The organism is Thauera sp., assembly GCF_034003485.1.
In the GTDB taxonomy this organism is placed as follows: domain Bacteria; phylum Pseudomonadota; class Gammaproteobacteria; order Burkholderiales; family Rhodocyclaceae; genus Thauera.
This window is the reverse complement of record NZ_JAVEYL010000005.1, coordinates 77,435-97,748: the sequence shown is the minus strand read 5'-3', so window position 1 is coordinate 97,748 and position 20,314 is coordinate 77,435. Positions and strand designations below refer to the sequence as shown.

16 protein-coding genes are annotated in these 20,314 nt (G+C 65.2%); 4 read left to right on the top strand and 12 right to left on the bottom strand.

The genetic code is table 11. The features are described from left to right. Positions 1–157: 157 nt before the first annotated feature. The 4 genes from glmM to RBT54_RS04055 all read right to left on the bottom strand — a co-directional run bounded on the left by glmM (position 158) and on the right by RBT54_RS04055 (position 5,144). Positions 158–1,510, bottom strand: a complete 1,353-nt coding sequence (gene glmM / locus RBT54_RS04070; RefSeq protein WP_320364370.1) for a phosphoglucosamine mutase — start codon at positions 1,508–1,510, stop codon at positions 158–160. A 56-nt stretch (positions 1,511–1,566) separates the two neighbouring features. After that, a complete protein-coding gene (gene folP / locus RBT54_RS04065; RefSeq protein ID WP_320364368.1) occupies positions 1,567–2,397 on the bottom strand; it encodes a dihydropteroate synthase in 831 nt (276 codons plus the stop codon). A 111-nt stretch (positions 2,398–2,508) separates the two neighbouring features. After that, positions 2,509–4,401: an ATP-dependent zinc metalloprotease FtsH gene (gene ftsH, locus RBT54_RS04060; protein ID WP_320364366.1), complete on the bottom strand. Its 1,893-nt coding sequence runs from the start codon at positions 4,399–4,401 to the stop codon at positions 2,509–2,511. Positions 4,402–4,520: 119 nt separating this feature from the next. Further along, positions 4,521–5,144 (bottom strand): RlmE family RNA methyltransferase, encoded by a 624-nt coding sequence (locus tag RBT54_RS04055; protein ID WP_320364364.1) that lies wholly within the window; start codon positions 5,142–5,144, stop codon positions 4,521–4,523. An 88-nt stretch (positions 5,145–5,232) separates the two neighbouring features. Between RBT54_RS04055 and yhbY the strand changes: the two genes are divergently transcribed. After that, a complete protein-coding gene (gene yhbY, locus RBT54_RS04050) occupies positions 5,233–5,700 on the top strand; it encodes a ribosome assembly RNA-binding protein YhbY (RefSeq protein WP_320364362.1) in 468 nt (155 codons plus the stop codon). Positions 5,701–5,791: 91 nt separating this feature from the next. On the opposite strand, the gene greA is transcribed toward yhbY, so the two are convergent. The 6 genes from greA to RBT54_RS04020 all read right to left on the bottom strand — a co-directional run bounded on the left by greA (position 5,792) and on the right by RBT54_RS04020 (position 14,760). Beyond that, entirely contained in the window at positions 5,792–6,268 is a 477-nt protein-coding gene (gene greA / locus RBT54_RS04045) for a transcription elongation factor GreA (protein WP_320364360.1), read from the bottom strand. Then, positions 6,265–9,495 (bottom strand): carbamoyl-phosphate synthase large subunit, encoded by a 3,231-nt coding sequence (carB, locus tag RBT54_RS04040; protein WP_320364358.1) that lies wholly within the window; start codon positions 9,493–9,495, stop codon positions 6,265–6,267. Before carB ends, greA begins: the two co-directional genes overlap by 4 nt. Positions 9,496–9,583: 88 nt before the next feature. Next, positions 9,584–10,726, bottom strand: a complete 1,143-nt coding sequence (gene carA / locus RBT54_RS04035) for a glutamine-hydrolyzing carbamoyl-phosphate synthase small subunit (RefSeq protein ID WP_320364356.1) — start codon at positions 10,724–10,726, stop codon at positions 9,584–9,586. 195 nt (positions 10,727–10,921) lie between these two features. Further along, positions 10,922–13,435 carry a response regulator gene (locus tag RBT54_RS04030; protein WP_320364354.1) on the bottom strand — a complete coding sequence of 838 codons (2,514 nt, stop codon included), beginning with the start codon at positions 13,433–13,435 and terminating at the stop codon, positions 10,922–10,924. Between the two features lie 12 nt (positions 13,436–13,447). Continuing rightward, positions 13,448–14,254: a 4-hydroxy-tetrahydrodipicolinate reductase gene (gene dapB, locus RBT54_RS04025; protein WP_320364352.1), complete on the bottom strand. Its 807-nt coding sequence runs from the start codon at positions 14,252–14,254 to the stop codon at positions 13,448–13,450. Between the two features lie 83 nt (positions 14,255–14,337). Next, a complete protein-coding gene (locus RBT54_RS04020) occupies positions 14,338–14,760 on the bottom strand; it encodes an outer membrane protein assembly factor BamE (RefSeq protein WP_320364350.1) in 423 nt (140 codons plus the stop codon). Positions 14,761–14,915: 155 nt separating this feature from the next. On the opposite strand from RBT54_RS04020, the gene fur reads away from it, so the two are divergent. Further along, positions 14,916–15,353: a ferric iron uptake transcriptional regulator gene (gene fur, locus RBT54_RS04015; RefSeq protein ID WP_320364348.1), complete on the top strand. Its 438-nt coding sequence runs from the start codon at positions 14,916–14,918 to the stop codon at positions 15,351–15,353. Between the two features lie 63 nt (positions 15,354–15,416). On the opposite strand, the gene recN is transcribed toward fur, so the two are convergent. Together recN and RBT54_RS04005 are read right to left on the bottom strand one after the other, a co-directional pair. Further along, positions 15,417–17,072, bottom strand: a complete 1,656-nt coding sequence (gene recN, locus RBT54_RS04010) for a DNA repair protein RecN (RefSeq protein WP_320364346.1) — start codon at positions 17,070–17,072, stop codon at positions 15,417–15,419. 81 nt (positions 17,073–17,153) lie between these two features. Beyond that, positions 17,154–18,035: an NAD kinase gene (locus tag RBT54_RS04005; RefSeq protein WP_320364344.1), complete on the bottom strand. Its 882-nt coding sequence runs from the start codon at positions 18,033–18,035 to the stop codon at positions 17,154–17,156. Between the two features lie 110 nt (positions 18,036–18,145). Between RBT54_RS04005 and hrcA the strand changes: the two genes are divergently transcribed. Continuing rightward, on the top strand, positions 18,146–19,174 hold the full coding sequence (gene hrcA, locus RBT54_RS04000) for a heat-inducible transcriptional repressor HrcA (RefSeq protein WP_320364342.1): 1,029 nt from the start codon (positions 18,146–18,148) through the stop codon (positions 19,172–19,174). 40 nt (positions 19,175–19,214) lie between these two features. Further along, on the top strand, positions 19,215–20,312 hold the full coding sequence (hemH, locus tag RBT54_RS03995; protein ID WP_320364340.1) for a ferrochelatase: 1,098 nt from the start codon (positions 19,215–19,217) through the stop codon (positions 20,310–20,312). Positions 20,313–20,314: the final 2 nt, after the last annotated feature.

The window sequence follows — 20,314 nt, the reverse complement described above, 5'->3', positions numbered from 1 at the left end:
CACGAAACAAACGCAAAAGCCCGAGCAACCTGGCTCGGGCTTTTGCGTTTCGATACCGGATACACATAGAAATTCTATTTTCTTTCAGCCACTTGAAAGTTTTCACCGCGGCGCGGCGCATCAACGGCGAACATGCCGCACCGCAACAAACTCACCATCAACCAAAGGCGTGCTCCACTGCCGTGGCAATGTGCTTTGCGAGACGCTCGACCTGCACTCCGTCCTGCCCTTCGACCATCACCCGCAACAGCGGCTCGGTGCCGGAGGGGCGCAGCAGCACCCGTCCGCACTCACCCAGTTCGCCCTCTGCCTCCTGCTGCGCCCGCGCGATCGTGGCATCGGCGCGCCAGTCGAACCCAGCCGGCATGCGCACGTTGATCAGCCGCTGCGGGTAGAACACGAGATCGGCGCATGCGTCGGCAAGCGAAAGCCCGCGCTGCTTGAGCGCAGCGAGCACCTGCAGTGCAGATACGATGCCGTCGCCCGTGGTGTGGCGATCGAGACAGATGATGTGGCCGGAGTTCTCGCCGCCGAGCTTCCAGCCGCGCTCGTGGAGTTGCTCGAGCACATAACGGTCGCCCACCTTCGCACGCGCGAAGGGCGCCCCGAGGCGGCCGATCGCATGCTCGAAGCCAAGGTTGCTCATGAGCGTTCCAACCACGCCATCAAGCCGGCCTTCGGCCTGGCGGGCACAAGCAATAACGTAGAGCAGCTTGTCGCCGTCGTAGATCTCGCCGCGGTGATCAACCATGATCAGGCGGTCGGCATCGCCATCGAGTGCAATGCCCAGATCGGCACCCTGCGCGAGCACGGCATTCTTGAGGTTTTCTGGCCGCGTCGCCCCAACTCCGTCGTTGATGTTCAGGCCATTGGGCTCGACGCCCACAGCCAGGACCTCGGCCCCCAATTCGTGCAACACCTTCGGCGCGATCTGATAGGCGGCGCCGTGGGCGCAGTCGATCGCGATTCTCAGCCCGCGCAGGTCGAGCTCGTTCGGGAAAGTGCTCTTGCAGAACTCGATGTAGCGACCAGCCGCATCGTTGATGCGCCGCGCCTTGCCGAGGCGAGCGGGGTCGACGCAGCCCATCGGCTCATCGAGGCGCGCCTCGATCTCCAACTCGAGTGCATCGGGCAACTTGGCACCACCGGCCGAAAAGAACTTGATCCCGTTGTCGTAAAACGGGTTGTGCGAGGCCGAGATCACCACCCCAGCCTGCAGACGCAAGGCCCGGGTCAGGTATGCAACGGCTGGCGTCGGTATCGGCCCCGCCAGCATCACATCGACCCCCGCTGCCGCGAAGCCGGCTTCGAGCGCGGCCTCGAGCATGTAGCCGGAGATGCGCGTGTCCTTGCCGATCAACACTGCGGGGTGTTCGCCCGCCGGCAGCTTCTCGCGCGCAACCAGGGTGACGCCGGCCGCGTAGCCGAGCCTCATCACGAATTCAGGCGTGATCGGTGCGTCCCCGACCTTGCCACGAATGCCATCGGTGCCGAAATACTTACGCGCCATCATCACTCCGCCAGCTCGATAAAGCGCGGATTATGACATCGCAGCGCGCACCCTGCTCAGCTTGACGCGAGCGTCGCTTGCCACACCTTGATCGCATCGACGGTCGCGGCGACATCGTGCACACGCACGATCCCGGCGCCGCGCTGGACTGCGATCAGTGCCGCGGCCACGCTGCCGGCCAGACGCTCGCCAACCTCGCGGCCCGTCACGGCGCCGATCATGGACTTGCGTGACATGCCGGCCAGCACCGGGAGCCCGCCTTCGGTGAATCGGGCCAGTTCGCGCAACAAGGTGAAGTTGTGAACCGTGCGCTTGCCGAATCCGAAGCCCGGATCGAGCACCAGGCGTTCGCGCACAACGCCGGCGGCCTGCAGCGCCGCGACACGCTCGTCGAGGAACGCCACCACCTCACCGACCACGTCCCCGTACCTCGGATCCTGTTGCATGGTCCGTGGCTCACCACGCATGTGCATGAGGCACAGCCCGGCGTTTCCGGAGGCCACAGCCTCGATCGCGTCGGACGCCCGGAAGGCATTGATGTCGTTGATCATGTCCGCACCGGCCGCGAGTGCCGCACGCATCACTGCCGGCTTGACGGTGTCGATCGACAGCGGAACCTGCCAGTCGCGCGCCTGCTCGACGAAGCGAACCACGCGCTCGAGTTCCTGCGCCTCGGGAACCGGCTCGGAGCCAGGCCGGGACGACTCTGCACCGATGTCCAGCATGTCCGCACCCTGCTCCAGCGCTTGCTCGGCGCGAGCGAGCGCGGCGCGGGCATCGCCATGCAGCCCGTCGCCCGAGAATGAATCGTCGGTCAGGTTGATGATCGCCATCACCTGCGGCTGGCTGAGGTCGAGGCGGAAGCGACCGCATTGAAGGACGGACATGAAGACCCTCCATTTGAGCGCCCGCGCCCATGTCGGGCGTGGGCTCGGAAGCGAATGAAAAGGGCCGGCAAAAGCCGGCCCGTCTGCCAGTGCGGCCTGCTGCCGTGCGCGTCAGGCAGCCGGCGCCGGTGCCGTGGGGGCGGCCCCCGGTGCGTCGTCCTTCGGGCGCGCGGCCGGCGTGTTCACCGGCTTGGGCGGGCGCGGCGGACGTCCCGCCATGATGTCGTTCACCTGATCGGCATCGATGGTTTCCCATTCGAGCAGCGCCTTGGTCATCGCCTCGACCTTGTCGCTGTTCTCTTCGAGCAGACGGCGCGCCAACGAATACTGCTGGTCGATGATGCGGCGAATCTCCGCGTCGACCTTCTGCATCGTCGCCTCCGACACGTTGCGGTGGGTAGTGACCTGACGACCGAGGAAGATCTCGCCCTCCTCCTCGCCATACACCATCGGCCCGAGGTTGTCAGACATACCCCACTGCGTGACCATGCGACGAGCGAGGTCGGTAGCACGCGCAAAGTCGTTTGAAGCGCCCGTGGTCATCTGCTTCATGAAGATCTCTTCGGCGATCCGCCCGCCGAACAGAACGGTGATCGTCTGCAACAAACGCTCACGGTCCTGACTGTACCGATCTTCGGTCGGCAGCTGCATCGTCACCCCGAGCGCACGGCCACGCGGAATGATGGTGACCTTGTGCACCGGGTCGGTCTTGTCCAGCAGACGTGCGACCACGGCATGGCCAGACTCGTGATAGGCCGTGTTACGGCGCTCCTCTTCAGGCATGACCACCGAGCGGCGCTCGGCGCCCATCATGATCTTGTCCTTCGCGCGCTCGAAGTCTTCCATGTCAACCAGACGCTTGTTACCGCGCGCGGCAAACAGCGCCGCCTCGTTCACCAGGTTTGCCAGATCGGCGCCGGCAAAACCCGGCGTACCACGTGCAAGCACCTGCGGGTCGACGTCGGGTGCGATCGGCACCTTGCGCATGTGCACCTTGAGGATCTGCTCGCGGCCCCGAATGTCCGGCAGCGACACGACGACCTGGCGGTCGAAACGCCCCGGGCGCAACAACGCCGGGTCGAGCACGTCGGGGCGGTTCGTCGCAGCAACCACGATCACGCCAGCCTGGCCTTCAAAGCCATCCATTTCGACCAGCAACTGGTTCAGCGTCTGCTCGCGCTCGTCATTACCGCCGCCCATGCCGGCGCCACGCTGGCGACCGACCGCATCGATCTCGTCGATGAAGATGATGCACGGTGCCTGCTTCTTGGCTTGCTCGAACATGTCACGAACGCGAGCCGCACCGACGCCGACGAACATCTCGACGAAATCGGAACCGGAGATCGAGAAGAACGGCACCTTGGCCTCGCCGGCGATCGCCTTGGCGAGCAGGGTCTTGCCGGTACCCGGCGAGCCCACCATCAGCACACCCTTGGGGATGCGCCCGCCGAGCTTCTGAAACTTGGACGGGTCACGCAGGAACTCGACCAGCTCGAAGACTTCTTCCTTCGCCTCGTCGCAGCCGGCAACGTCCGCGAAAGTGATCGTGTTCGCCGACTCGTCGAGCATGCGCGCCTTGCTCTTGCCGAAGGAGAACGCCCCCCCCTTTCCACCGCCCTGCATCTGGCGCATGAAGAAGATCCATACGCCGATCAACAACAACATCGGGAACCAGGACACGAACACGCTCGCGAGGAAGGACTGCTCCTCCTCCGGCTTGCTCGCATTGATCTGCACCCCGTAACGCATCAGATCGGACACCATCCAGATGTCCTGCACGCCAGGCGTGTAAACCGTGATTGAGCGCCCCTCCTGGGTGGTCGCCCTCAGCATGCGCCCGTCGATGGTCGCACGCGTGATCTTGCCCGCCTTGGCTTCCTCCAGGAACTGCGAGTACTCCATGGTGTTGGCGGGCGCCTGCCGCGCGTTGAACTGGTTGAATACGGTCATCAGCACAACGCCGATGACCATCCAGATCGCGAGATTCTTGAAGAGATTGTTCAACTTTCTATTCCCCGAAAGGCATTAAGGCCTGTACGCGACTGACTGATTCTAGTGGTGAACGTTCCCCTGGGCAAACCAATAGGCGGTATTGCCGCAGACAATGAAGTGCACTCTCCCGTTCAGGGCTGACGCGGCCCCTTGCCCAGGAGGTATACCTCGGCGCTGCGATCACGCGATGCCTTCGGCTTGCGCACATGCACCGAAGCAAAAACGGCCTCCATCTGCTTGCGATACCCCATGAAGCCTTCGCCTTGAAACACTTTGACCAGAAACTGGCCGCCAGGTTTCAGATGCTGGATCGCAAAATCGAGCGCGAGCTCGCAGAGATGAATCGAGCGTGCCTGATCAACGGTCGCCACCCCCGTGAGATTCGGCGCCATGTCCGAAAGCACGAGGTCTGCGCGGGCACCCTCGAGGCGGGCCTCGAGCTCAGCGAGCACACGGTCCTCGGTGAAGTCGCCCAGCAGGAAATCCACACCTGCGACAACCTCCATCGGGAGCAGGTCGAGCGCAAGCACTCGACCCTTTGGCCCACAGCGCTTGACCGCCACCTGGCACCAGGACCCCGGCGCCGAGCCGAGGTCAACGACGATCGCACCTGGCCTGAGCAGATGATCACGCTCGTCGATCTCGAGCAGCTTGTAGGCGGCGCGCGCGCGATAGCCGTCGGCCTGTGCGCGCTGCACATAGGGGTCGTTCAAATGATCGTGCACCCAGGCACGACTGCTCTTGTTCTTCTTCATCCGCTCGTCTGCTCTTCCGTTAACGGCCACCACCCCCACGCAAGGAGTAGAATCCGCGTCCCAGGCTTCAAGTACCCAGAGAATTTCCATGACCGAGCTCACCCCGGCCCAGCGCCGCGACCTGCGCGCACGCGCCCATCACCTCAACCCTGTGGTCACGATCGCCGACAACGGTCTGGCCCCGACCGTCGTTGCCGAAATCGAGCGCTCGCTTCAGGCGCACGAACTCATCAAGGTCAAGGTCCAGGGTGCCGAGCGCGAACAGCGCGAGGCCCTCATGCAGGAACTGTGCGACGCGCTCGACGCCGCCCCGGTCCAGCACATCGGCAACATCCTCGTGGTCTGGCGCCAGCGCCGCGACGAGGAAAAACCGGCCACCTCGGCAGAGAAAAAACCCGCGCGTGTCGCCACGGCAAAATCTGCTGCTGCATTTGCCGCTGCCGCTCGCCGCGCCGCACTCGCCAAAGCCAGCGCCGAATCGCGCCGCTCGCCCGCGCGCAGCCCGGCCCCGCGCGGACGCGGCACCGGTTCCAGCAGCGGGTCGCGCGGCCGCTGAACCCGCGCGCAATCGCCTGTAGTGCCCTGAAACGAGGAGGCGGCGCATTGCACCGCCTTTTTCGCTTCTGTCACTGCCCTTGCAGCAAGCATCAGATGTAGCGGACGTCGATCACCTCGTATTCACGCACGCCGCCCGGGGCCTGAACCTCGGCGATGTCTCCCGCGTACTTGCCGATCAGTGCGCGCGCGATCGGCGAGCTGATCGAGATCTTGTTGTCCTTGATGTCGGCCTCGTCGTCACCGACGATCTGGTAGGTCACGACCTGTCCAGAATCCATGTCCTCGAGATCCACGGTGGCGCCGAACACACAGCGCCCGTCCGCGTCGAGCAGCTTGGGATCGATGATCTGCCCATTGGCGAGCTTGGATTCGACCTCCATGATGCGGCCTTCGATGAAGCCCTGACGGTCCTTTGCGGCCTCGTACTCGGCATTCTCCGACAGATCGCCATGCGAGCGCGCCTCGGCGATCGCGGCGATCACGCTCGGGCGCTCGATGGTCTTCAGACGATGGAGCTCGGTGCGCAGCTTCTCGGCACCGGCAACGGTGAGCGGAGTCTTGTTCATGCTTGCTGGTTCAGTTCTTTGTGCAGGCTCTGCACGGAATAGACCTCGAGCCCGCCCGCCAGACGACGCATGCCCATGCACGCGGCGCGCGCGCCCTCGATGGTGGTGAAGATCGACAGCTTGGCGGCGAGCGCACTGGTGCGGATCGAGCGCGAGTCGGTGATCGCCTGGCGTTTTTCCTCGACCGTGTTGATGACCATGACGAGTTCCTCGTTCTTGATCATGTCGACGATGTGCGGGCGGCCCTCATTGACCTTGTTCACCACGGCGACCGGAATGCCGGCGGCCTCGATCACCGACGCGGTACCGCGCGTCGCAACCAGGGTAAAGCCCAGGGCATGCAGCTCGCGCGCGACCTCCACCGCGACCGGACGGTCGCCATGCTTGACGCTGATGAACACCGCACCCGAGGTCGGCAGCTTGACGCCCGCGCCGATCTGGCTCTTGACGAAGGCCTCGGCAAAGCTGCGGCCCACGCCCATGACCTCGCCGGTGGATTTCATCTCGGGCCCGAGGATGGTATCCACGCCCGGGAATTTCACGAACGGGAACACCGCCTCCTTGACGGAGTAGTACGGCGGCACGATCTCGCCGGTCACGCCCTGGCTGGCCAGGCTCTGCCCAGCCATGCAGCGCGCGGCGACCTTGGCCAGCGGCAGCGAGCAGGCCTTGGAGACGAAGGGCACGGTGCGCGAGGCACGCGGGTTGACCTCGAGCACGAACACCACCGCGTCGTCGCCCTCGCCCTGGATCGCGAACTGCACGTTCATCAGGCCGACGACGTTGAGCGCACGCGCCATCGCCTCGGTCTGGCGGCGCAGTTCGTCCTGCAGCGCAGCCGACAGCGTGTAAGGCGGCAGCGAGCACGCGGAGTCGCCCGAGTGCACTCCGGCCTGTTCGATGTGCTCCATGATGCCGCCGATGATCACCTGCGTACCGTCGGACAGCGCATCGACGTCGACTTCGGTGGCGTCGTTGAGGAAGCGGTCGAGCAACACCGGTGATTCATTGGAAACCTTGACCGCCTCGCGCATGTAGCGCTCGAGGTCCTTCTGCTCGTGAACGATCTCCATCGCGCGGCCACCGAGCACGTAGGACGGACGCACGACCAGCGGATAACCGATCTCGGCCGCCAGACGCACGGCCTCTTCCGGCGTGCGCGCGGTGCGGTTGGGCGGCTGGCGCAGGCCGAGGTCGTTGAGCAGCTTCTGGAAGCGCTCCCGGTCCTCGGCGGCGTCGATCATGTCCGGGCTGGTGCCGATGATCGGCACGCCATTGTCGGCCAGCGCCTGGGCACGCTTGAGTGGGGTCTGGCCGCCGAACTGCACGATGACGCCAACCGGCTTCTCGATGTGCACGATCTCGAGCAGGTCCTCGAGCGTGATCGGCTCGAAATACAGGCGGTCGGAGGTGTCGTAGTCGGTGGACACGGTCTCCGGGTTGCAGTTGACCATGATGGTCTCGTAGCCGTCTTCGCGCAGCGCGAGCGCGGCATGGACGCAGCAGTAGTCGAACTCGATGCCCTGGCCGATGCGGTTCGGACCGCCGCCGAGCACCATGATCTTCTTCCTGTCGGTCGGGCGCGCCTCGCACTCGTCCTCGTAAGAGGAGTACATGTAGGCGGTCGACGTGGCGAACTCGGCCGCGCAGGTATCGACACGCTTGAACACCGGGCGCACGCCGAGCGCATGGCGATGCAGGCGCAGCGCGGTCTCGTCGGCGTTGAGCAGCTTGGCGAGCCGGCGGTCGGAGAAGCCCTTGCGCTTGAGCTCGCGCAGTTCGGGCGCCTGCAGCGCCTTCAGCGAACGGCCGGCGAGCGCCTTCTCGGACAGCACGATGTCCTCGATCTGGGCGAGGAACCAGGGGTCGATCTTGGTCAGGTTGTGAACCTGCTCCTGGCTCATGCCTTCGCGGAAGGCCTGGCCGACATACCAGATGCGCTGCGGGCCGGCACTCGACAGTTCGTGCTCGAGGTCGGCGCTGTCCGCTTCGATCTCGTCCAGACCGTAGGCACCCACCTCCAGACCGCGCAGCGCCTTCTGGAAGGACTCCTGGAAGCTGCGGCCCATCGCCATGACCTCGCCCACCGACTTCATCTGCGTGGTCAGGCGGTCGTTGGCCTGCGGGAACTTCTCGAATGCGAAGCGCGGAATCTTGGTGACCACGTAGTCAATCGAGGGCTCGAAGGACGCCGGCGTGGCACCGCCGGTGATGTCGTTCTTGAGCTCGTCGAGCGTATAGCCCACCGCCAGCTTGGCCGCGACCTTGGCGATCGGGAAGCCGGTGGCCTTGGAAGCCAGCGCCGACGAACGCGACACGCGCGGGTTCATCTCGATGACGATCATGCGACCGTCCTGGGGGTTGATGGCGAACTGCACGTTCGACCCCCCGGTATCCACCCCGATCTCGCGCAGCACCGCGATCGAGGCGTTCCGCATGATCTGGTACTCCTTGTCCGTCAGCGTCTGCGACGGGGCGACCGTGATCGAGTCGCCGGTGTGCACGCCCATCGGGTCGAGGTTCTCGATCGAGCACACGATGATGCAATTGTCGGCGCGGTCACGCACGACCTCCATCTCGAACTCCTTCCAGCCGAGCAGCGACTCTTCGATCAGCAGCTCGTTGGTCGGGCTCGCCTCCAGGCCACGCTTGCAGATCTCCTGGAACTCTTCCATGTTGTAGGCGATGCCGCCGCCGGTGCCGCCGAGCGTGAAGCTCGGGCGGATGATGACCGGGAAGCCGATGCCGCCCTGCACCTGCTGCGCCTCTTCCATGCTGTGGGCGATGCCAGAGCGCGCGGAGCCGAGACCGATCTTGGTCATCGCGTCCTTGAACTTCAGGCGGTCCTCGGCCTTGTCGATCGCCTCTTCCGAAGCGCCGATCAGCTCTACGCCGTACTTGGCGAGCACGCCGTGGCGGCCGAGATCGAGCGCGCAGTTGAGCGCGGTCTGGCCGCCCATGGTCGGCAGGATCGCGTCGGGGCGCTCCTTTTCGATGATGCGCTCGACGACCTGCCAGGTGATCGGCTCGATATAGGTGACGTCTGCCGTTTCCGGGTCGGTCATGATCGTCGCCGGGTTCGAGTTGACCAGGACGACCTTGTAGCCTTCCTCACGCAGGGCTTTGCAGGCCTGAGCGCCGGAATAGTCAAATTCGCAGGCCTGGCCGATGATGATCGGACCGGCGCCGATGATCAGGATGGTCTTGATGTCTGTACGTTTGGGCATTGTCTTGCCTCGATGATTCCTCGACGCCGCGCCGAATGCGCTCGCGTCCAAAACTGGGGTGGCGGGCCACGGCCCGCCGGGCACCGTGTTATCTGGCGGCTTCCATCAGACCGATGAAGCGGTCGAACAGGTAGGCCACGTCGTGCGGACCGGGACTCGCTTCCGGGTGACCCTGGAAGGAGTACGCCGGCACGTCGGTGCGCGCGATACCCTGATTGGTGCCGTCGAACAGCGACACGTGCGTCACGCGCAGGTTCGCCGGCATGGTGGACGGATCGACCGCGAAGCCATGGTTCTGGCTGGTGATCAGCACCTTGCCTGTGTCGAGATCCTTGACCGGGTGGTTGGCGCCGTGGTGTCCGGTCGGCATCTTCATCGTCTTCGCACCGGAGGCCAGCGCCAGCAACTGATGGCCGAGGCAGATACCGAAGGTCGGCATGCGCGCGCCAACGATCTCGCGGACCGCATCGATCGCATAATCGCAAGCCTCGGGGTCGCCCGGGCCGTTGGACAGGAAGACGCCGTCCGGGTTGAGCGCGAGCACCTGCGCGGCGCTCGTCTGCGCCGGCACCACGGTGAGGCGGCAGCCGCGCTCGGCGAGCATGCGCAGGATGTTGTACTTGACCCCGTAGTCGTAGGCGACGACGTGGAAGCGGCCATCGGCGCGATCGGTGTAGCCGCCCTCGAGGGCCCATTCACCCTGCTTCCAGTCGTAACGCTCGGTGGCGCTGACGACCTTGGCGAGGTCCATGCCGGCCAGGCCCGGAAAGGCCCGCGCCTGGGCAACGGCAGCCTCGGCGCTCAGAGTCTCGCCTGGGGCGGCAGTGACGATACAACCCGCCTGGGCGCCTTTTTCGCGCAGCACGCGGGTCAGCTTGCGGGTATCGAGCCCGGCGATCGCAACCACGTTCTCGGCTTTCAGGTAGGCATCGAGGCGCTGGCTCATGCGGAAGTTGGACGGCAGGATGGGCAGGTCACGAATCACGAGACCCGCAGCATGCACCCGGTCGGACTCGACGTCCTCTGCGTTCACACCGGTGTTGCCGATGTGCGGATAGGTCAGCGTGACGATCTGGCGGCAATAGCTCGGGTCGGTCAGGATTTCCTGATAACCCGACATGGAAGTGTTGAACACGACCTCGCCAACCGTGCTGCCAATCGCGCCGATACCCTTGCCGTGGAAGATCGTTCCGTCGGCAAGCGCAAGAAGGGCGGACGGGAATGCACTCACGAGAAGCTCCTGGAATCAGCTTGAAGATCTTGAAGGTACGCGGAAGGCGCACCCGATATGTACAAAAAACGGGACGGGCCTCGGGGCCGATCCCGCTTGAGAAACTGCGAAATTGTATATTTTTGGGCGATTCAAGGCAAATGACTCACCCCGTTCCGCACGCGCTACCGCCCTTGCGAGGCAGACCGCCCCGACTTACAGACCGTCGGTCACTTCGCCGCGCAGCGCCTGGGCGAGCAGTTTAAGCTCGCTGACGAGCGCCTGCGACTGGCCGGTTGCAGCCTGTGGGTCCCGCGCTGCGGCAAGCTCCTCCAGCCTGCGCGCAGCCTCGATTGCACGCCGGGCACAAAAAACGCCGACCGATCCCTTCACCGAATGCCCGACCTCGCCCAGGGACTTGTAGTCAAGGTGTGCGCCAGCGCGCAGCAGTTCTGCAATCGTGCGCTCATGGTCACCGAGAAACACCTGGATGAGCTGCTGCACGACAGCCTCGTCCCCGTCGAACATTTCACGCGCCTCGTCCAGACAGGCGATCTGTCGGCGCCCCTCCTCGCCGAGCTCGAGCAAGCGGGTGTCACTCTCGAACTCCGCCTCCGCACAATTGCTGCGGGTGACGTGGTCGATCGCGGAAAACAGCGCCTTGGCATCGATCGGCTTGGAGACGTAATCATCCATGCCGGCGTCGAGACAACGCTGCCGGTCACCTTGCATCGCATGGGCGGTCATTGCAATGATCGGAATCGGCCTCCATTCGCCCTGCACCACCCAGCTGTGACGTGCCTCGCGCGCACGGATCGCCTGAGTGGCCTCGATTCCGCCCATCACCGGCATCTGCACATCCATCAGCACGACGTCGAAGTGATCACCCTCCAGCGCCTCGAGCGCTTCTTCGCCGTTGTTGGCGACGGTGACCGCATGCCCGGCGCGCTCGAGCAGCCGCTGGGCAACCGTCTGGTTCACCGGATTGTCTTCGACCACAAGGATGCTCAGGGGGGCCGCCACAGGACCATCCGCGGCCGCATCCAGCATCACGGGGGCGAGCTGGAAAGCCGGCCCTTCAGAGCCCTTGTTCGCCCGCGACTGCGCAGTTCGGGCCATGCGCAGCACGTCAAGCAGATCCTCGATCGAGAACGGTTTCGCGAGCCGGAAGGGTACGCCCAACTCGTCGCAGCGTGCAGCGTCATTACGCTGGGAGTGGCCCGCCAGCATCATCACCAGGCGATCGAGCCGCGGATCGGCATCGGCAAAACGCTGCGCGAGCGCGAATCCACCCGGGTCGGGCAGATCGGCATCCATGAGCAGGAAATGGAAGGGATCGACCCCGTCACGGGCGGAAGCCAGCGCGGCCAACACGTCCTCTCCACGAATGGCGAGCAGGGTTCGCAGGCCTGCGTTCGCCAGGTGCCGACAAAGCGACAGTCCGAAGGCACGGTTGCGCGCAGCCACCAGCACTCGCGTACCAGCCAGCCCTCCGGCGTCACGAGGCCGGGCATCGGCCACCGCGCCAAACGGGAGCGTGAAGGTGAAGGTGCTGCCCTTGCCCAGAACGCTCTCCACATCGATCTGCCCGTGCATGAGCTCGACCAATTGGCGCGAGATCGCAAGCCCCAGCCCGGTGCCACCGTACTTGCGGGTCGTCGAGGTATCGGCCTGCGCGAACGCGCCGAAGATGGTATCGAGATTGTCCGCCGAAATCCCGCAACCCGTGTCACGCACCGAGAATGCAAGGCTGAGCTCGCCATTCTGCCTGCCGACGCAACGAACGCCGACCTCCACCTCGCCGCGCTCGGTGAACTTGACGGCATTGCCAATCAGGTTATTGAGGATCTGGCGCAAGCGGGTCGGATCGCCACGCAACACGGCTGGCACGTCCGGCTCCACGGCATGGAACAGCTCGACGCCTTTCTGGCTTGCACGCAGGGCGAGTGAACGACAGGTCTCAGAGACCACGGACACGGTCGAGAAATCAATGCTCTCGAGATGAAGGTGCCCGGCCTCGATCCGGGAGAAATCGAGGATGTCGTTGATGATGGTCAGCAGCGCCTCGGCCGATGAACGGACCGTCTGCAGATACTCGCGCTGCTCGCCCTCCGGGCTTGCCGAATCCAGCAGCAGGTCGGTCATGCCGATGATGCCGTTCATCGGCGTACGAATCTCATGGCTCATGTTGGCGAGAAAGTCGCCCTTGGCCCGGTTCGCAGCCTCTGCGGCCTCCTTGGCCTCGAGCAGCTCGAACTCGCGCAGCTTGCGCTCGGTGATGTCGCGATAGGTGCCCTCGACCGGGTACCAGCGCCCTCCATGATCGCGACCCCGTGCAATGCCGTGCACTTCCACCCAGTGCCAGCCTCCGTCGGCCGCACGAACCCTGACCTCGGCGCGAACTTCCGGGGTCATGCCGCGCAGATGGGCGCGGAGTGCTTCGTCGAGCCTGACGCGATCGTCCTCCTCCATCAGGTCGACCCAGGCGGACGATCCGCCTGCCGGATAACCGAGCAGCGCACGCCAGCGCCCGTCGGACTCCATCGTGCCGCGTTCGACGTCAAAACTCCAGACGCCCGCGCCCGTGTTGCGCGCAAGCAAATCGAGGTGGCGCTGGGCCAGTTCCAGCGCCTGCAGCGCGACATCGCAGTCGCCGCCGGTACGCGCCACACCCTCCGCCCCGGAAGCGGAATCCGCCCGCAAGGCACCGCCCCCGGTCGCCGCAGTCATGGCGTCAGCAGATCAACGCAGACCGAGTACGTCCTGCATGTCGAACAGCCCGTTGCCGCGCCCGGCGAGGAAACGCGCCGCGCGCATCGCGCCGAGTGCATACGGCATTCGGCTGCCCGATTTGTGGGTGATCTCGATGCGCTCACCGATGCCGGCAAACAGCACGGTGTGGTCACCGACCACATCCCCACCGCGAATCGTCGAGAAACCGATGGTTTCGTTATTGCGCTCACCGGTATGACCCTCGCGACCATAGATCGCGCACTCGTCGAGGCTGCGTCCGAGCTCGCGGGCGACCACCTCACCCATGCGCAGCGCAGTGCCCGACGGCGCGTCGACCTTGAAGCGGTGATGCGCCTCGATGACCTCGACGTCGTACCCCTCGGACAGGATGCGCGCTGCCACTTCAAGCAGACGGAAAACGGCATTGACCCCGACCGCCATGTTCGGCGCAAAAACCACCGGGATGTGGCGCGCAATCTCGCTGATCGCAGCCTTGCCCGCGGCATCGAAGCCGGTCGTGCCGATGACCGCCGCCTTGCCCATCTCGCGCGCCAGCGCCAGATGCGCGAGCGTGCCTTCGGGGCGGGTGAAGTCGATCACGCAGTCGGCGGCAGCGATGGCTGCGGCAGCGTCGTCGACGATCGCCACGCCCGTCTGCATGCCTGCCAGTTCGCCTGCGTCACGCCCGATGAATGGCGTACCGGGACGATCGAAGGCAGCGGCGAGCATGACGCCCTCCTCCTGCAGTGCAGCTTCGATCAGCATCCTGCCCATGCGGCCGGATGCTCCTGCGATTGCGACTCGAACGTCTGGCATCGGAATGGTTTCCTGCAAAAACAAGGCCCGGCACAAGGCCGGACCAGAGGTAAGAGAGAAGAGATGGCGGGCGCGCGTGCCGTTCAGCGCGAGTCGGCAGGGGGAATCTCGACCACGCGGCTACGCGACCCGGCCGTCATGGCCGCGCCTTCAGCGCCCTCGCCCGGCTGCGCCACCTCGACGTCACCCTCCACACGATCGAGCGCATCTCCATCGAAGTACACCGAGATCACCCGCTGCTCCGCTTCGCTGCGACCGGCGCGAAGGCTATACACGTAGTCCCAGCGATCCTTGCGGAACATATCGACCACAAGCGGAGAACCCAGCACGTAACGCACCTGATCCCGGCTCATGCCGCGACGAAGCTGCGAAAGCATCTCCTGATCCACATAATTGCCCTGACGGATGTCGATGCGGTAAGGATCGACCACGCCAACGACAGAATCGAAAGAACAGCCGGCAACAAGTCCGGTGGCGACGAGAGCCGCAGCGAGATAGGAGCGCATGTGGATTTGGACTTGGCGCGACGGAGTCGCAGTTCTCAGAAAGGGGTAAAAAATATAACATAGCCCGGGTCCTCAGGGCGCCCCGCATAGGCTCCAGTGCCACCGCGCTCCGCCAGCTTCAGCGACATATCGTTTCCCACTTCGTCCAGGCTCCCATGTCCGACAACTCCAAGAACCTGAAAAGCATCGGCCTGAAGGCGACCTACCCCCGCCTCAAGATCCTCGACCTCTTTCAGAGCTCTGATCAGCGCCACCTGACCGCAGAAGACGTCTACCGCGCGCTGATGAACGACGGCATGGATATCGGCCTGGCAACGGTCTATCGTGTGCTGACCCAGTTCGAACAGGCCGGGTTGCTCGAACGGCACTACTTCGAATCCGGCAAAGCCGTGTTCGAACTCAACGAGGGCGGCCACCACGACCACCTGGTCTGCATGCAATGCGGCAAGGTCGAGGAATTCTTCGATCCCGAGATCGAGCGCCGGCAAAACAAGATTGCCGAGGAGCGCGGCTTCGCGATCCGCGATCATGCGCTTTACCTCTACGCGGATTGCACCCGCGAAAACTGCCCGAATCGCGAAGCAGAAGCCTAGCCCCCTCAGCGCCCCGCGCCGGCGCTCCGCCACGTGGGTTCAGGCTGCACGGAGATCGCGCGCTCAGCGTCTTCCGAGCATCTCGGCAGCATGTTCGCGGGTAGTCGAGGTGATGTTCACACCCCCCAACATGCGGGCAATTTCCTCGACACGCGCAGCTTGATCAAGCGGCGTCACCTCGCTGACCGTCTCACCAGCCAGCTCCCGCTTGGCAATCCGCCACTGCCAGTCCGCACACGCCGCAACCTGGGGCAGGTGCGTGACGCAAAGAACCTGGCGATCACGCCCCAGCCGCGCCAGCAGCTTGCCGACGATCTCGGCCACGCGACCGCCGATGCCCACATCAACCTCGTCGAACACGAGCGTCGGCACTGCGGTGTCGCGACTCGCCATGACCTGGATGGCCAGCCCGATGCGCGACAGTTCGCCCCCCGAGGCCACCTTGGCCAGGCTGCGCAAGGGCTGCCCGGGATTGGCGGACACGCGGAACTCGACGATTTCCAGGCCGGTGGCAGCCGGCTCGCAGGCTTGGAGCGCCACCTCGAAACGCCCGCCCGCCATGGCCAGGGTCTGCATCGCCGCGGTGATTTCATCGGACAGCCGGCGTGCAGCCGGCGCACGGGCGGCCGACAGCCGCCCGGCAGCCGCCTCGAACGCCTCCCGGGCCGCGGCCGCGGCCGCGGCGAGGCGTGCGGGGTCGGCCGTCGCCTCGAGCGCTTCCAGGCGTTCGCGCCACTGGTGCGCGAGTTCCGGGAGCGCCTCGGGCGCCACGCGATGCTTGCGCGCGGCGTCCATCACGGTCGCAATACGTTGCTCGACGTCGACCAGACGTTGTGGATCCATGTCGAGGCGATCGCGGTAGCGTTTGAGCGCGTACAGGGCCTCATCGGCCTGGATCGCCGCCGCACCGAGCAACTCGCGCACGTCGGCAAGACCCGGGTCATAGTCAGCCAGTGCGGCGACACGCGCATCCAGGTGACGCAGGATTGTGCACACCGCGATGTCGCCCTCGCCCAGGGCCGCGAGCGTCTCGTCGGCGCCGTCGATCAGGCTTGACGCATGGGCCAGGCGGCTGTGTTCGGCATTGAGCTCCTGCCACGCGTCGGGATCGAACCCCAGTTGGTCGAGTTCCTGCAACTGCCATGACAGCAACTCGCGCTCGCGCGCGGAACTGGCCGCGTCGGCCTCGGCCGCGCGCTCCAGCCGCAGCAAACGCTGCCACTCGCGATGCAGGGCTGCGACCTCGGCCGCCAGCGGCACGGCGGCGGCCTGCACGTCGACCAGGCTGCGCTGCGCATCCGCACGCAGCAATGCATGATGCGCATGCTGTCCGTGGATGTCGGCAAGCCATTCGCCGGCAGTGCGTAGTTGCGCCAGGGTGACCGCACTGCCGTTGATCCACGCGCGACTGCGTCCGCCCGCGTCGATGGTGCGCCGCAGGATCACGGCGCCCTCATCCGCAGGCAGGTCCTGCTCGGCAAGCCAGGCGGCGAGCGCGCCGCCTGCAGCGAGGTCGAACTCTGCCGCGACATCGGCCCGATCACGCCCGCTGCGCACCATGCCCGCCTCGCCCCGCCCACCAAGTACGAGCCCGAGCGCGTCGAGCAAGATCGACTTGCCGGCACCCGTCTCGCCGGTCAACACACCGAATCCGGGACCGAACTCGAGTTCGAGGCGATCGACGATAACGAAGTCACGAATGGTCAGACTACGGAGCATGGCAGAGGAGAACGCAGGGGAAATCAGGCGGTTGTCGGACGGGACAGATCAGCGCGCAGGCACGACGCTTGCATCGGGCGCTCACACGCGCGGCGCGGCACTCCAGTGCAGTTTCTGGCGCAGCATTGCAAAGTAACTGTAGCCCTGCGGATGAAGAAGCCGCAGCGAGCTCGGCGAGCGCTTGAGCCGCACACAGTCGCCCGCGCGCAGATCGAAACGCGTCTGCCCGTCGAAGTGCACGCGGGCATCCTGCGGAGGCAGCATGACGATGTCGATGCTGCAGGAGTCGGGAAGCGTGATCGGACGCGCCGTCAGCGCATGCGGGCACAGCGGCACGAGCGCGATCCCGCCCACGCTCGGATGCAGGATGGGGCCATTCGCGGACAACGCGTACGCCGTGGAACCGGTCGGCGTGGAAACGATCATTCCGTCCGAGCGCTGCGTATAGACGAACTCTGCGTCGATGAACAACTCGAATTCGATCATGCGCCCGAGATCGCCCTTATTCACCACGACGTCGTTGAGGGCAAGGGTATGAAACACACGTTCGCCGCCACGCAGGACTTCGGCGTCGAGCATGAAGCGGGTTTCTTCCGTATAAACACCGTCGAGCATTTCGCCGAGGCGCACCGTCGCGTCGCTGCGCGAAATGTCGGTCAGAAAGCCGAGCCGGCCGAGGTTGACGCCCACCAGCGGCACACCGTGTTCGACCAGTCTGCGCGCGGTATGCAGCATGCTGCCGTCACCGCCGATGACCACGGCGAGATCGGCCTCGGCGCCGATGTGCTCGTAACTGGCCAGGGGGAAGTCGTGCGCCCCGCCGATGGCACTCGCCGTGCCCTGCTCGATCAGCACGGAAAGGTTACGATCACGCAGGTAGCGGGCGATCGACAGCACCGATTCAGCGACATCGGGGCTCTGGTATTTGCCGATGAGGGCAATCGTTCGGAATTTCGTGCTCATGAGCGCCGATTAAACCACAACCGCCCCACGTCTTGTCGTGCCCGCGCGGTCCCCGCGGGTGGCCAGCGCGGGCGCGCTTTCTTACAATCCGGGCTATATTGCCGCCTGCCATGAATTCGCTCGACGCCCGCTCCCAGATCCTGCTCAAGACCCTGATCGAACGCTACATCGCGGACGGCCAGCCGGTCGGCTCACGTGCGCTGTCGCGCTTCTCCGGCCTGGAGCTGTCGCCGGCCACCGTGCGCAACGTGATGAGCGACCTCGAGGAGATGGGGTTCATCGCCAGCCCGCACACCTCGGCCGGCCGCATTCCGACCGCGCGTGGCTACCGTTTCTTCGTCGATTCGCTGCTCACCATGCAGCCGCTGGAGAGCGCCCGCGTGCGCGCACTCCAGGGCCAGCTCGTGCCTGACCAGCCGCAACGCCTCATCAACTCGGCCTCCCACCTGCTATCCGAACTCACCCAGTTTGCCGGCGTCGTCGTCGCGCCGCGCAAGGATGCAGTGCGCATCCGCCAGTTCGAATTCATCAGCCTGGCCGAAAACCGCATCCTGCTGATCATCGTCACCACCGCCGGCGACGTGCAGAACCGCATACTGATCACGCGCCGCGCCTACACCGCGAGTGAGCTCACGGGCGCGGCCACCTACCTCAACGAGCACTTTGCCGGCCTGTCCTTCGACGAGATCCGCCGGCGCGTCACCGCGGAGTTGCGCCAGTTACGCAGCGACATGGACGAGCTGATGACGGCAACGGTCGATGCCGGCTCACAAGCGGCGGAGGAGACGGCGACTCACTACGTGATCTCCGGCGAAACGAATCTTCTCGACGTCGAGGACCTGTCGTCCAACATGTCGCGGCTGCGCGAGCTGTTCAAGCTCTTCGAGCAGCGCACCGGACTGATCCAGTTGCTCGACCTCTCCAACCGCGCCGAGGGCGTGCAGATCTTCATCGGCGGCGAATCCGGCCTGGCGCCGCTCGACGGCTGCAGCGTCATCACCGCGCCCTACGAGGTCGACGGCCAGATCGTCGGCTCGCTCGGCGTCATCGGCCCCACCCGCATGGCCTACGACCGGGTGATCCCGATCGTCGACATCACTGCACGCCTGCTGTCGAACGCCCTTTCCTCCAAGCACTGACGGCAACGGCATGCCGCGCCACCGCCAATCAAGGACTCAGATGTCTCGTTACTGGACCGAACCCGCCTTCAAGCACGACAGCACCGCACGTACGGGCGTCCTCCTCGTCAATCTCGGCACCCCCGAAGCGCCGACCGCTGCGGCACTGCGGCCCTATCTGAAGCAGTTCCTGTCCGACCCGCGCGTCGTGGAGATCCCGCGCCCGGTGTGGTGGCTCATCCTCAACGGCATCATCCTCAACACCCGACCCGCGGCGTCGGCAAAGAAATATGCAAGCGTATGGACGGACGAAGGCTCGCCGCTCAAGGTCCACACCCAGCGCCAGACCAAGCTCCTGGCCGGCTATCTCGCCAAGGGCGGTCACGACGACCTCGATATCGACTACGCGATGCGCTATGGCGCGCCTTCGATTCCGGACGTGCTCAACGCCATGCGCGCGCGCGGCTGCACCCGCATCCTCGTCCTGCCGCTCTACCCCCAATACTCCGCCAGCACTTCGGCCACGGTGGTCGACGAGGTGGGTCGCTGCCTGGCGCACTGGCGCAACCAACCCGAAATCCGCTTCGTACGGAACTTCCACGACCATCCCGGGTACGTCGCGGCGCTGGTGAAGAGCGTGCGCGAACACTGGCTCGTCAATGGCGAGCCCGAGCGCCTGCTGCTGAGCTTCCATGGCGTGCCGCGGCGCTCGCTCGAGCTCGGTGACCCCTACCACTGCGAATGCCACAAGACGGGTCGCCTGGTGGCCGAAGGGCTGGGGATCGCGCGCGAACGCGTGCTGGTGACCTTTCAGTCACGCTTCGGCAAGGCAGAGTGGCTCAAACCCTACACCCAGCCCACGCTCGAGTCGCTCGCAGCCCAGGGGGTCAAGCGGGTGGATGTGATGTGCCCCGGCTTCGTCTCCGACTGCCTGGAAACGCTCGAGGAAATCGCCATGGAGTGCAAGGAAGCCTTCCTCGAGAAGGGCGGCAAGGCCTTCCATTACATTCCCTGCCTCAATGAAGGCGATGCCTGGATCAATGCCCTTGCTGACCTGACCCGCGCGCATCTCGGCAACTGGCTCGAGATCGCGCCCGCAGATGCGGCCGCGCGTGCCGCAACGCTCGAGCGCGCCCGCGCGCTCGGCGCAAGCCAGTGAGT